Raw genomic sequence first — 13,350 nt, 5'->3', positions numbered from 1 at the left:
AGTAACGGCGGTTAAGAATGCGGAACCGGTGTTTGCTGCGCCGCAGACGGCGGGCGCTGGGTACATCGCTGGAGAAGAAGACCGACATCGCCAGCTGCAGATTGCTGAGCAGCAGATCGTACAGCGCATCCAGCTCCTTTAACCCTTCCACCGAGAAGGCGCGCCGCGCCGCCAGCGATTTATCGGCGATCTCGCTGCCCATCCGCTCGACGATATCGGACGCCTGCTCGAGGTTTAGCGACATCTCAATGATTTCCGCCCAGCGCCGGGACTCCTCCTCCGCCAGCTCATCCTTTGGCATTCGCGCCAGATAGAGCTTAATGGCGGTGTAGAGCACGTTGATATCGTCCGCCATACGACGTAGCTCTTTCTCCTGACGCGGTTCGCCATGCATCACTTTATGCAGGCTCCCCAGCATCTGCTCCATCGCATCTCCAATGCGCAGCGTCTCGCGCGCGGCATTGGCCAGCGCCAGCGCTGGCGTATCCAGCGCCGACGGGTCAAGATGCTTGGGTTTCAGCTGGTTATCCAGCTCGGGCTCATCGCGGATCATACGCTGGCACAGCTTCGCCATCGGTCCGGCAAAGGGCACCATCGCGATGCAGCGCAGCAGGTTATAAAAGACGTGGAAGTAGATAACCAGCTCAGACTCCGCCAACGGCAGCTTGTGCATCGCCGCGGCCAGCGGATGGACGAATGGCAGAATAATCAGGCTCCCCACCAGCTTAAACAGCAGGCTACCCAGCGCCACGCGGCGCGCCGCCGCGTTTGCCGCGCTGTTGTTGAGCATCGCCAACAGCCCGGAGCCCAGGTTGGCGCCAATTACCAGGCACAGCGCCACCGGGAAGGAGATTGCTCCCGCCGCAGTCAGCGTCGCCGTCAGCAGCACCGCCGCCAGGCTGGAGTAGCTGATGATCGCGAATACGGCGCCAATTAAGGCATCCAGCATGATATCGCCGGTCAGCGAGGCGAAAATCACCTGCACACCGTTGGCCTGGGTGATGGGGTTCACGGCCTGCACAATCAGCTCCAGGGCCAGCAGGATCAGCCCCAGACCAATCCCCACCCGCCCCAGCTGCCCGGCGCGGGTTTGCTTGCGGCCAAGGAAGAAGATCACCCCGATAAAAATGAGTAGCGGCGATAGCCACGACAGGTCGAAGGTCAGCACCCTCGCCATCAGCGCCGTCCCGACGTCGGCCCCCAGCACCATTACCAGCGCTGGCGTCAGGCCCACCAGATCCTGGGCGACAAACGAGGTCACCAGCATGGTGGTGGCATTGCTGCTTTGCACCAGCGCAGTGACGCCAAGACCCGCGCAGAAGGCGAGCGGCTTTTTCTCTACGCTGCTACTGAGAACGGTACGCAGGCGAGCGCCATAGACGCGCATCACCCCGGTACGCACAATATGCGTGCCCCACACCAGCAGAGCAACCGCGGACAACAGGTGTAGCAGAGTTAACACGGAATCAGCTTCTCCTTATCATTATAGGTTTTCCGAAGATCAGGAACCTCTCTCAGTATAAGGGGTTAACCTCAATAAAGAGACAAGGCGCTCACAGAGCGCCTTGTTTGTTGTAAGGAAAGGTGACGATTTAGTCGGCATCATAGCCCAGATTAGGCGCTAACCAGCGTTCGACTTCCGCCGGGGTCATCCCTTTACGCAGCGCGTAGTCTTCGACCTGGTCGCGCTGGATCTGCGCCACGGCGAAGTACTTGCTGTCCGGATGGCTGAAGTACCAGCCGGAAACCGATGCCCCGGGCCACATGGCGAACGATTCGGTCAGCTTCATGCCGGTATGGGCTTCGACGTCCAGCAGCTGCCAGATGGTGCCTTTTTCGGTGTGCTCCGGACAGGCCGGATACCCCGGCGCCGGACGGATCCCCTGGTAATTCTCGCGAATAAGTTCCTCATTGCTGAGGTTCTCATTGGCCGCATACCCCCAGTAGACCTTGCGCACTTTCTCATGCAGATACTCGGCGAAGGCTTCCGCCAGACGATCGGCGATGGCCTTGATCATGATCTTGTTATAGTCATCATGCTGCGCTTCATAGGCGTCCGCCAGCGCGTCCTCTTCCAGGCCGCCGGTCACGGCAAAGGCGCCGATGTAGTCCGCCTTGCCGCTCAGCTTCGGCGCGACAAAATCGGCGAGGCAGTAGTTCGCGAAGCCGACCTTTTCCGTCTGCTGACGCAGATGATGGCTCACCGTCAGCACGTGGGTGCGGGTTTCATCGCGATAAATTTCAATATCGTCGCCCACGCGGTTGGCCGGGAACAACCCGACCACGCCGCGCGGGTTCAGGGTTTTCTCTGCGCTGAGTTTATCTAACAAATCGTTGGCGTCTTTGAACAGGCGCTGTGCCTCTTCGCCCACCACTTCATCTTCCAGAATCCGCGGGTATTTACCCGCCAGCGACCAGGTCATGAAGAACGGCGTCCAGTCGATGTAGTTGCGCAGCGTCTCGATGCTCGCTTCCACCTCCTGTACCCCCAGGCGATGGGCCACCGGCGGCGTGTAGCTCTCCCAGTCGAAGGCCAGATCGTTTTCCCGCGCCGCGGCCAGGGTCACCGGCGGCGTGCGCGGTTTTTTACGCCCATGCTGAATACGCACGGTCTCATACTCTTTACGCGTGCGGGCGACAAAATCATCGCGCTGCGTATCCGAGAGCAGCGCAGCCACCACCCCGACGGTGCGCGAGGCGTTCTGTACGTAAACGGTCGGGCCACTGTAGTTCTGCTCGATTTTCACCGCCGTATGCGCTTTCGAGGTAGTCGCGCCACCGATCAGCAGCGGGATGGTAAAGCCCTGGCGCTCCATCTCTTTCGCCACGTTAACCATCTCGTCCAGTGACGGAGTAATCAGCCCGGAAAGGCCGATCAGATCCGCATTGACCTCTTTGGCGGTTTTGAGAATTTTATCTGCCGGGACCATCACGCCAAGATCGATAATTTCGTAGTTATTGCACTGCAGCACCACGCCGACGATATTTTTACCGATGTCGTGAACGTCGCCTTTTACGGTGGCAATCACCATTTTGCCGTTACTGGAGCCCTGTTCTTTGCTGGCTTCGATATAAGGTTCGAGGTAGGCCACCGCCTGTTTCATCACGCGAGCGGATTTCACCACCTGCGGCAGGAACATTTTACCTTCGCCGAACAGGTCGCCGACCACGTTCATGCCGTCCATCAGCGGCCCTTCAATCACCTCAATCGGGCGGGCAGCCTGCTGACGCGCTTCTTCGGTGTCCTGTTCGATAAATTCGGTAATGCCCTTCACCAGCGAATATTCGAGACGCTTTTTCACGTCCCAACTGCGCCATTCCGCCTGCTGAGCATTCGCGCCGTCGTCCGCTTTGCTGCCGCGATATTTTTCCGCCAGCTCAAGTAACCGTTCGGTACTGTCATCGCGGCGGTTAAGGATCACATCTTCGACCGCGTCGCGCAGCTCGCCCGGCAGATCGTCGTAAATCGCCAGCTGGCCGGCGTTGACGATCCCCATATCCATGCCGTTACGGATCGCGTAGTAGAGGAACACGGCGTGGATCGCCTCACGTACCGGGTCATTACCGCGGAACGAGAACGACACGTTGGAGACGCCGCCGGAGATCAGCGCATGCGGCAGCTCGCGTTTGATGTCTTCGCAGGCGCCGATAAAGTCCTGCGCATAGTTATTGTGCTCTTCGATACCGGTCGCTACCGCAAAGATATTGGGATCAAAGATGATATCTTCTGGCGGGAAGCCGACCTCTTCAGTGAGAATTTTGTAAGCGCGACGGCAAATCTCAATTTTGCGTTCGCGGGTGTCGGCCTGGCCCACTTCGTCAAAGGCCATCACCACTACCGCGGCGCCATAACGGCGAACCAGCTTCGCATGGTGGATAAAAGGTTCAACGCCCTCTTTCATCGAAATCGAGTTAACAATGCCTTTGCCCTGAATGCATTTCAAACCCTTTTCAATGACTTCCCACTTGGAGGAGTCGATCATGATCGGCACGCGGGCAATGTCCGGCTCGCCGGCAATCAGGTTGAGGAAGCGCACCATCGCCGCTTCCGCGTCGAGCATCCCCTCATCCATGTTGATATCGATAATCTGCGCGCCGCTTTCGACCTGCTGACGGGCAACGTCCAGCGCTTCGCTGTACTTCTCTTCTTTGATCAAGCGCTTAAATTTCGCCGAGCCGGTGACGTTGGTACGTTCGCCGACGTTAACGAACAGGCTGTCGTCGCCGATGTTCAGCGGCTCCAGGCCGGCGAGGCGGCAGGCCACCGGCAGTTCCGGCAACTGGCGCGGCGGTAAACCGGCCACCGCCCGGCTCATAGCGGCAATATGCTCCGGGGTCGTACCGCAGCAGCCGCCGACGATATTGAGGAAACCGGCTTCCGCCCATTCGCGAATTTGCGTCGCCATGGTGTCGGCATCCAGATCGTATTCACCGAAGGCGTTGGGCAGACCGGCGTTCGGGTGCGCCGTGACGTAGCATTCGGCGATGCGCGACAGCTCCTGGACATACTGCCGCAGTTCGTCCGGCCCGAGGGCGCAGTTCAGACCAAACGATAAGGCTTCGGCGTGACGCAGCGAGTTATAAAAGGCTTCGGTGGTCTGTCCGGAAAGCGTGCGGCCGGACGCATCGGTGATGGTGCCGGAGATCATCAGCGGCAGGTCAACGCCCAGCGCCTCCAGCTCCTCTTTCACCGCATAGATGGCCGCCTTGGCGTTCAGAGTATCAAATACCGTTTCAATCAGGATCAGATCCACGCCACCTTCCACCAGCGCCCGGGTGGATTCGCGATAGGCAGCCACCAGCTGGTCAAAGGTAATATTACGGAACGCCGGATCGTTCACATCAGGCGAAATAGAGGCGGTACGGTTGGTCGGGCCAAGCACGCCCGCGACGTAGCGCGGTTTTTCCGGCGTGCGGGCCGTCCAGGCGTCGGCGCTGGCGCGGGCCAGCTTCGCCGCGGCAAAGTTGATCTCGGCCGACAGGGATTCCATCTGGTAATCCGCCATCGCGATGGTCGTCGAGTTAAAGGTGTTGGTCTCAATGATATCCGCACCGGCCTCGAAGTAGGCGTCGTGGATCTCGCGGATCACCTCGGGCTTGCTGAGCACCAGCAGGTCGTTGTTGCCTTTCAGGTCGCACGGCCAGTCAGCAAAGCGCTCACCGCGAAAGTCCTGCTCACTCAGACGATAGCCCTGGATCATGGTGCCCATGCCCCCATCCAGAACCAGAATACGTTCTTTTAACTGCTGATGCAGTTGCTCAACTTTGCTGCTCACACTTGCTCCCGACAACGCTCAACTCAGGCCAAATAGCCAACAAACCATACTGGCATAAACCACCGGAGCGGAAAAGACAACAACAGGCAATATGAGACATGTTCAGCTTCACTCCTCCGATGAGTCCGGTTGTGATTGCATTATCGCCAAATAAAACGAAAATCATTTCCACGATACAGAAAAAGGAGTCCGCGATGGCCACTACCCCCGTTCCCGCGAAACGCGGCAGAAAACCCGCGGCTGCCACCGCCCAGCAGGCTGGCGGTCAGGTTCAGTCGCTGACCCGCGGCCTGAAATTGCTCGAATGGATTGCCGAGTCCCACAGCAGCGTCGCGCTAACCGAGCTGGCGCAGCAGGCGGGTCTGCCCAACTCCACCACCCACCGCCTGCTGACCACCATGCAGCAGCTGGGCTTCGTCCGCCAGGTGGGCGAGCTGGGCCACTGGGCCGTCGGGGCGCATGCCTTCGTGGTCGGCAGCAGCTTTCTGCAAAGCCGCAATCTGCTGGCGATTGTCCACCCGATCCTGCGCCAGCTGATGGAAGATTCCGGTGAAACGGTGAATCTGGCGGTGCTTGACCAGAGCGACCACCAGGCGATCATTATCGACCAGGTGCAGTGCACCCAGCTGATGCGTATGTCGGCGCCGATCGGCGGTAAGCTGCCGATGCACGCCTCCGGCGCCGGGAAGGCGTTTCTCTCGCAATTAAGCGAAGAGCAGGTCACCAGCCTGCTGCACCGTAAAGGGCTGCATGCCTATACGCATGCCACGCTGGTCTCGCCGCTGCATCTGAAGGAAGATTTAGCGCAGACCCGCAAGCGGGGCTACTCTTTCGATGACGAGGAGCACGCGCTCGGCCTGCGCTGCGTCGCCGCCTGCATTTATGATGAACATCGCGAACCGTTCGCGGCAATCTCCATCTCCGGGCCGATTTCACGCATGACCGATGACCGGGTGACCGAGCTGGGCGCGCTGGTGATCAAAGCGGCGAAGGAAGTGACGCTGGCGTATGGCGGGGTTAAATAAAAAAATGCCCCACTGGGGCATTTTAAGTAGGCCTGATAAGCGTAGCGCCATCAGGCAGATCGGCGCACCCTGCCGGATGGCGGCGTAAACACCTTATCCGGCCTACTGTCAGCGCCATAGCGCACGCTAAAACGCTGCTTGCGCCGGTAGGCGTAAACATCTTCCACATGGCCGTTTTTAATCCGCGTCTGCAGCTCGCGCCAGTAGTCCGCGCGCAGCAGGTCGGCATGCATCTCCTCAAACAGCGGCCCAACGCGCGGGTCGGCGCACAGCCAGTGGCGGAACTCCTCCGGAAACACATCCCCCGGCGAAACGCTGTACCACGGCTCGCTGGCCAGCTCATCTTCCGGATAGCGCGGCGGCGGGATCTGGCGGAAATTCACCTCTGTCATATAGCAAATTTCGTCATAGTCGTAGAACACCACCCGGCCATGGCGGGTGACACCGAAGTTTTTAAACAGCATATCGCCGGGAAAGATGTTGGCGGCGGCCAGCTGGCGGATAGCATTGCCATACTCTTCTACCGCATCACGCAATGCCTGGCCGTTAACCTGCTCCAGCCACAGGTTGAGCGGCACCATTCGCCGTTCAATATACAGATGACTGATGACGATGCGGTCGCCGAGATCGGTAAGTTTGTTCCCCGCTTCCGCCTGCAACAGCGCCAGCAGCGCCGGCGCGATTTGCCGTTTATCCAGCACGAAATTTTCAAACTCCTGGGTATCCGCCATCCGCCCGACGCGGTCGTGTTCCTTTACCAGCTGATAGCAGGCGCGCACGTGGGCAGCGGTCACCTCTTTCTGCGGCGCGAAGCGGTCTTTGATCACCTTAAACACCCGGTCAAACCCCGGCAGGGTAAACACCAGCATCACCATCCCGCGAATGCCCGGCGCTTCAATAAACTGCTCATCGCAGCGAGTAATGTAGTGTAAATATTCGCGATAGCTTTCGGTTTTGGCGTGCTTCTGACAGCCAATCGCCATGTACAGCTCGGCCGTCGTTTTGCCCGGCAGGATCTCACGCAGCCATTCCACCAGAGCGCCGGGCAACGGCGCATAAACCATAAAATAGGAACGCGCGAAGCCAAAAACGATGCTTGCTTCGGCATGGGTGGTCAGGCAGGTGTCAACAAACAGCTCACCCTCATCGCTGCGGTGGATCGGCAGCAAAAAAGGCAGCGTCGCCATCGGCATGACCAGTTTGCCCACCAGCCAGGCGGCTTTATTCCGGTAGAACAGCTCATTGGCGACCTGCAGATGACAGGTGGCGAGCAGTTCCTCCCCCAGCGCCTCCTGCAGACTGGCAATGATATAGCCGATATCCCGCGCTTTGTTCTGCCACGGCAGCCGCAACGGCAAATCGGACAGTACTTTGCCCAGCAGGTGGGACCAGCCGCGTTCCGGAAAGAAATCTTTCGCCAGCGGTCGCGGTAGGGTGCGAAAGGGACGCTCGGGCTGCGAACTGAAAATAAAGAGCCGCTCGGGGGTCAGCGAGCGGTGGTCAAACAGTCGGCAGTAGACCGAATTGAAAAAGCTCTCGGCAATTTCAAAGCGAGGGTAATCCGGCAACAGTTGGGTGTACTGCTGTTTCACCCGCAGAAGAAAATCGACGTCGGTACTTTTCCCTTCGGTAATGCAGCGCAGCTGCTCTACCACCAGGCCAACATGGTGATCGTAGAGATGGATACGCTGCTTCATCGCCTGCTGTACGGCGTGCCAGTCAGCCTGTTCAAAGCGCTGCTGCGCGCCGGAGGTCACCTCCAGGAAACGCCCGTACTGGGCGTCGAATCCCTGTAAAATGGTTTGGGCAATCAGTAGTTCCAGGCCACGCGTCATCGCTTTCCCCCATCCGGCACCACGTCATGCCGGATGGCGCGCTCGCTTATCCGGCCTGCATCCCTTCCCAGGCCCGGTCAGCGTCGCGCCGCCGGGCATGGCTCAAAACTGATCTTCTTCGGTCGAGCCGGTCAGCGCCGTCACCGATGAGGCGCCGCCCTGGATAATGGTAGTGACTTTGTCGAAGTAGCCAGTGCCCACCTCCTGCTGGTGCGAGACGAAGCTATAGCCTTCCGGCGCGGCAGCGAATTCCGGCTGCTGCACTTTCTCAACATAGTGGCGCATCCCCTCACCCTGAGCGTAGGCATGGGCGAGGTCGAACATGTTGAACCACATGCTGTGGATCCCGGCGAGGGTAATAAACTGGTATTTGTATCCCATGTCCGACAGCTGCTGCTGGAAGCTGGCGATGGTTTTATCATCGAGATTTTTCTTCCAGTTAAACGACGGCGAGCAGTTATAGGCCAGCAGTTTGCCCGGGAAACGCGCATGGATAGCCTCAGCAAAGCGGCGCGCCTGCTCAAGATCCGGTTTCGACGTTTCGCACCACACCAGATCCGCATACGGCGCATAAGCCAGCCCGCGACTGATCGCCTGCTCGATCCCGGCGTGGGTGCGGAAGAACCCTTCGCTGGTGCGATCCCCGGTAATAAACTCACGATCGTACGGATCGCAGTCAGAGGTAATTAAATCGGCCGCATCGGCATCGGTACGGGCGATCACCAGCGTCGGGACCCCCATCACGTCGGCTGCCAGACGCGCCGCCACCAGCTTCTGAATCGCCTCCTGGGTCGGGACCAGCACTTTACCGCCCATATGACCGCACTTCTTCACTGACGCCAGCTGATCTTCGAAGTGAACCGCCGCTGCACCGGCTTCAATCATCGATTTCATCAGCTCAAAGGCGTTAAGGACGCCGCCAAAACCGGCCTCCGCATCCGCCACGATCGGCAGGAAGTAGTCGATATAACGCGGATCGTTCGGTTCAATCCCGACCGACCACTGGATCTGATCGGCACGACGGAAAGTGTTGTTGATCCGATCCACCACCGCCGGTACCGAGTTGGCCGGATACAGCGATTGATCCGGATACATGCTGGACGCCAGGTTAGCATCCGCCGCCACCTGCCAGCCGGAGAGATAAATGGCTTCGATACCCGCCTTCGCCTGCTGCAAGGCCTGGCCGCCGGTCAGCGCGCCGAGACTGTTGACGTACCCTTTTTTCGCCTCACCGTGCAGCAGACGCCACATTTTCGCCGCGCCAAGCTGCGCCAGCGTGCATTCCGGATTCACCGAGCCGCGTAACTTCACCACCTCTTCCGCGCTGTACGGGCGGGTAATGCCTTCCCAGCGCGGGTTCGTCCACTCTTTATTTAATTCTTCGATTTGTTGGGTACGGGTTTTCATGTGCAGATGCTCCATATAATTTCCTGGCTCCCCAGGCGCATTGGTGAAGGACTAAATGGCGAACCACACCATCTGGCGATCAGGCCAGCAGGCGGTAGCCCGGTAATGTCAGAAAATCAATTAGCTCGTCGGAGGTGGTGATCTGCTCCATCAGTCGCGCCGCATCGTCAAAGCGGCCGTGGCTGAAACGGTGCTCTCCCAGCTCCTCCTGAATCACCATCAGCTCTTCCGCCAGCCACTGGCGGAACAGCGCCTTCGTGACCGGGGTGCCGTCGTTCAGGGTTTTCTGATGATGGATCCACTGCCAGATAGAGGTGCGCGAGATCTCGGCCGTCGCGGCGTCTTCCATCAGGCCATAAATCGGGACGCAACCGTTGCCGGAGATCCAGGCTTCGATGTACTGCACCGCCACGCGAATGTTGGCGCGCATCCCGGCTTCCGTGCGCTCGCCCTCGCAGGGGGCCAGCAGCTGTTCGGCGGTAATTGGCGCATCCGCGCTCCGGGTGACCGAGAGCTGATTCGGCTTATCGCCCAGTACGCGGTTAAACACCGCCATAGCGGTATCCGCCAGCCCCGGGTGGGCAATCCAGGTGCCATCGTGACCATTGTTCGCCTCCAGCTCTTTATCGGCGGTGACTTTGCTCAGCACCTGACGGTTACGTTCGGCATCTTTGCTCGGGATAAACGCCGCCATGCCGCCCATCGCAAACGCACCGCGTTTGTGGCAGGTCTTAATCAACAACCGTGAGTAGGCGCTGAGGAACGGTTTATCCATCGTCACCACCTGACGGTCAGGCAACACGCGGTCCGGATGGTTTTTCAGCGTTTTGATATAGCTGAAGATGTAGTCCCAACGGCCGCAGTTCAGGCCAACAATATGGTCGCGCAGCGCATGCAGGATCTCATCCATCTGGAACACCGCTGGCAGCGTCTCAATCAGCAGCGTGGCCTTGATGGTGCCGCGCGGCAGGTCAAAGCGATCTTCCGTAAAGCTAAAGACATCGTTCCACCATGCCGCCTCCTGCCAGGCCTGGGTTTTTGGCAGATAGAAGTAGGGACCGCTCCCCTTCGCCAGCAGCGCCTGGTAGTTATGAAAAAAATAGAGCGCAAAATCGAACAGACTGCCGGGGATGGCCTCATTACGCCAGGTGACGTGCTTTTCCGGCAGGTGCAGGCCGCGCACACGGCATACCAGCACAGCGGGATTGGGCTGCAGCTGGTAGATTTTGCCGGCCTCGTTGGTGTAGCTAATAGTCCCGTTCACGGCATCACGCAGGTTAATTTGGCCATCAATGACTTTACGCCAGTCAGGCGCCAGCGAATCCTCAAAGTCCGCCATAAAGACTTTGACGTTGGCATTCATCGCGTTAATGACCATTTTGCGTTCAACGGGACCGGTGATTTCAACACGGCGATCCTGCAAATCCGCCGGGATACCGCGGATGGTCCAGTTTCCATTTCTAATGGAAGCGGTTTCCGAAATAAAGTCAGGAAGTACACCTTGATCAATGGCCTGCTGCTGCTGCTGACGCGCGGCCAGTAGCTTATTACGCGCCGGCGCAAAGCGGCTCACCAGTTCCGTCAGAAATTCTACCGCCTCAGGCGTTAAGATCTGCTTCTCCTGCTCGCCATAGGGCTGACTAAAGGCCAGTTCATCGGTGATTGTCGCCTGCTGCGTCATTGTGCTGTTCCTCTTGGTTGATCCGCTGGAAGCGAGCGAGAGATCGTTGTGTAGTTTTCGCTCAGCACAATTAAGACTACTCAATTAATTTTCAAAATCAAAAACAATTTCCATTTTAATTTTAAAATAGAGTTAACATATTGATAACAATGCAATTAAAGTTATCATTGAGCATGAAGTGAATTTCGGAAATAAAAAAGGCACCCGAAGGTGCCAGAGGCAAAGTGCTGAAACGCTTTAGGATCGTTTCGTGTAGAGTATTACTCCAGTGTAGGATTCATATGGCGCAGATCGTATGGTGTAATCTGGTAGACATAATAGTTAAGCCAGTTAGCAAACAGCAGATTGCCGTGGCTCCGCCAGGTGGCGCGCGGTTTGTTCTGCGGGTCGTTTTGCGGAAAATAGTTGTAAGGAACCTCTGGATTCAAACCGGCTTCCACATCGCGGAAATATTCGCTTGCCAGGGTATTGGCATCGTACTCCGGGTGGCCGGTAACAAAGGCGATGCGCTTATCTTTGCTGGCAAACAAATACGCATCGCCCTCTTCCGTCTCCGCGAGGATCTCGAGATCGGTGTAGTCGCGGATAAGTCCCGCCGGAAAATCAGCATAGCGTGAGTGCGGGGCCAGGAAAGAGTCGTCGAAACCGCGGGTCAGTAAGGCGTGTGGATGCAGAATATGGTGTTCATAAACGCCAGAAATCTTTTCGGCGCGGGTCTGCTTCGGAATGCCGTACAGAATATTCAGCGCGGCCTGAACCGCCCAACAGACGAACAACGTGGAGGTGACGTGATCCTTCGCCCACTCCAGCACCTGTTTGATCTGTGGCCAGTAAGCAACATCGTTAAACTCAACCAGGCCTAAGGGGGCACCGGTGACAATCAGGCCATCAAAGTTCTGATCGCAGATCTCATCGAAATTGCAGTAAAAGTTATTCAGATGCTCCGCCGGCGTATTACGCGACTCACGCGCATCAATACGCAACAACTGGATGTCCACCTGCAGCGGAGAGTTCGACAGCAGACGCAGGAACTGATTTTCCGTCTCGATTTTCTTCGGCATCAGGTTGAGGATTAACACCTTCAGGGGGCGAATTTCCTGAGTCGTTGCACGTGTTGTCGTCATCACAAAGACGTTTTCATTGCGCAAGAAACTGACGGCTGGTAGCTCGTCCTGCACCCGAATTGGCATAACTGTATTACCTCATAGCATACGTATAAACGTTTAGACATCCAGATAGCTGAAGATAACCAGGAATCGGGTGAATGTCGAGTCTGCATGTTCACGGTGAGAAAATTTCACGGCGCGCATTGAGTTAGAATATAAGAATGAAGAAAAGGAGAAACTATGGTTATTAGCATCCGCCGTTCCCGGCCAGATGAAGGGGATAAACTGATTGCGATATGGTGTCGGTCGGTCGACGCCACGCACGATTTTCTGTCAAAAGCGTATCGAAAGGAGCTGGAGGAGATGGTACGCGCATTTTTACCGGAGGCTCCGCTGTGGGTGGCGGCTAACACCCAGGACCAGCCGATCGCCTTTATGCTGCTTACCGGAGAGCATATGGATGCGCTGTTCGTCGATCCGGATGTCCGCGGCTGCGGCGTGGGGAAATTGCTGATTGAGCATGCCCTGTCGTTAACGCCAAAGCTGACGACGAATGTGAATGAGCAGAATGAACAAGCGGTCGGGTTTTATCAGAGGATGGGTTTTAACGTAACAGGGCGTACTGAGACGGACGATCTGGGGCAACCGTATCCGTTATTGAATTTGATACATGAGCAGCAGGCTGAAGCAGATTAAGATTGACGTCGCAACTGCTGACCCTTAGGCAGGGGCCTCCCCGGAGGCGGTGCTGCGCACCTTGTCCGGGCTACAGGTCGTGCAGGGCGGGTGCGAATCCGTAGCCCCGGTAAGCGCAGCGCCACCGGGGAGACATACCGGCACGGTTGCCGGACCACTGAAACGCAAAAAGCCCATCCGGCAGGATGGGCTCTTCACTTGTTTGATGCCTGGCAGTTTATGGCGGGCGTCCTGCCCGCCACCCTCCGGGCCGTTGCTGCGCAACGTTCAAATCCGCTCCCGGCGGATTTGTCCTCCTCAGGAGAGCGCTCACCGACAGACAAC

The 13,350-nt window shown here is 57.8% G+C and carries 8 protein-coding genes; 2 read left to right on the top strand and 6 right to left on the bottom strand.

The window, feature by feature from the left end; all coding sequences use genetic code 11:
• Window positions 1-1,462, bottom strand: a 1,462-nt coding sequence (locus CW267_RS28040) for a Na/Pi cotransporter family protein (protein ID WP_101148692.1), incomplete at its 3' end; no start/stop codon positions are given.
• 130 nt (window positions 1,463-1,592) lie between these two features.
• The gene (metH, locus tag CW267_RS28035) at window positions 1,593-5,276 is read right to left on the bottom strand and encodes a methionine synthase (protein WP_023296890.1); all 3,684 of its coding nucleotides are present in this window, start codon (window positions 5,274-5,276) and stop codon (window positions 1,593-1,595) included.
• 194 nt (window positions 5,277-5,470) lie between these two features.
• Between metH and iclR the strand changes: the two genes are divergently transcribed.
• Window positions 5,471-6,301, top strand: a complete 831-nt coding sequence (gene iclR / locus CW267_RS28030) for a glyoxylate bypass operon transcriptional repressor IclR (RefSeq protein ID WP_004206826.1) — start codon at window positions 5,471-5,473, stop codon at window positions 6,299-6,301.
• Between the two features lie 50 nt (window positions 6,302-6,351).
• Here iclR and aceK read toward each other — a convergent pair whose 3' ends face one another.
• The 4 genes from aceK to metA all read right to left on the bottom strand — a co-directional run bounded on the left by aceK (window position 6,352) and on the right by metA (window position 12,414).
• Complete coding sequence (aceK, locus tag CW267_RS28025) at window positions 6,352-8,136, bottom strand: bifunctional isocitrate dehydrogenase kinase/phosphatase (RefSeq protein ID WP_012969170.1); 1,785 nt, start codon at window positions 8,134-8,136, stop codon at window positions 6,352-6,354.
• Between the two features lie 102 nt (window positions 8,137-8,238).
• On the bottom strand, window positions 8,239-9,543 hold the full coding sequence (gene aceA, locus CW267_RS28020) for an isocitrate lyase (RefSeq protein WP_032701149.1): 1,305 nt from the start codon (window positions 9,541-9,543) through the stop codon (window positions 8,239-8,241).
• Between the two features lie 79 nt (window positions 9,544-9,622).
• Window positions 9,623-11,224 carry a malate synthase A gene (gene aceB / locus CW267_RS28015; protein ID WP_008807330.1) on the bottom strand — a complete coding sequence of 534 codons (1,602 nt, stop codon included), beginning with the start codon at window positions 11,222-11,224 and terminating at the stop codon, window positions 9,623-9,625.
• 260 nt (window positions 11,225-11,484) lie between these two features.
• On the bottom strand, window positions 11,485-12,414 hold the full coding sequence (gene metA, locus CW267_RS28010; RefSeq protein WP_008807331.1) for a homoserine O-acetyltransferase MetA: 930 nt from the start codon (window positions 12,412-12,414) through the stop codon (window positions 11,485-11,487).
• Window positions 12,415-12,570: 156 nt separating this feature from the next.
• On the opposite strand from metA, the gene CW267_RS28005 reads away from it, so the two are divergent.
• Window positions 12,571-13,026 carry an acetyltransferase gene (locus CW267_RS28005; RefSeq protein WP_012969172.1) on the top strand — a complete coding sequence of 152 codons (456 nt, stop codon included), beginning with the start codon at window positions 12,571-12,573 and terminating at the stop codon, window positions 13,024-13,026.
• Window positions 13,027-13,350: the final 324 nt, after the last annotated feature.

Origin of the sequence: Klebsiella sp. X1-16S-Nf21, from assembly GCF_002837615.1 — a bacterium.
GTDB classification, from domain to species: Bacteria; Pseudomonadota; Gammaproteobacteria; order Enterobacterales; family Enterobacteriaceae; genus Klebsiella; species Klebsiella variicola.
This window is presented reverse-complemented; position numbering and strand designations above follow the sequence as displayed.

Coding starts and splice junctions, on each gene's coding strand:
- aceK (WP_012969170.1), bottom strand. CDS start 8,136: ATGACGCGTGGCCTGGAACTACTGATTGCCCAAACCATTTTACAGGGA.
- CW267_RS28005 (WP_012969172.1), top strand. CDS start 12,571: ATGGTTATTAGCATCCGCCGTTCCCGGCCAGATGAAGGGGATAAACTG.
- aceA (WP_032701149.1), bottom strand. CDS start 9,543: ATGAAAACCCGTACCCAACAAATCGAAGAATTAAATAAAGAGTGGACG.
- iclR (WP_004206826.1), top strand. CDS start 5,471: ATGGCCACTACCCCCGTTCCCGCGAAACGCGGCAGAAAACCCGCGGCT.
- metA (WP_008807331.1), bottom strand. CDS start 12,414: ATGCCAATTCGGGTGCAGGACGAGCTACCAGCCGTCAGTTTCTTGCGC.
- aceB (WP_008807330.1), bottom strand. CDS start 11,224: ATGACGCAGCAGGCGACAATCACCGATGAACTGGCCTTTAGTCAGCCC.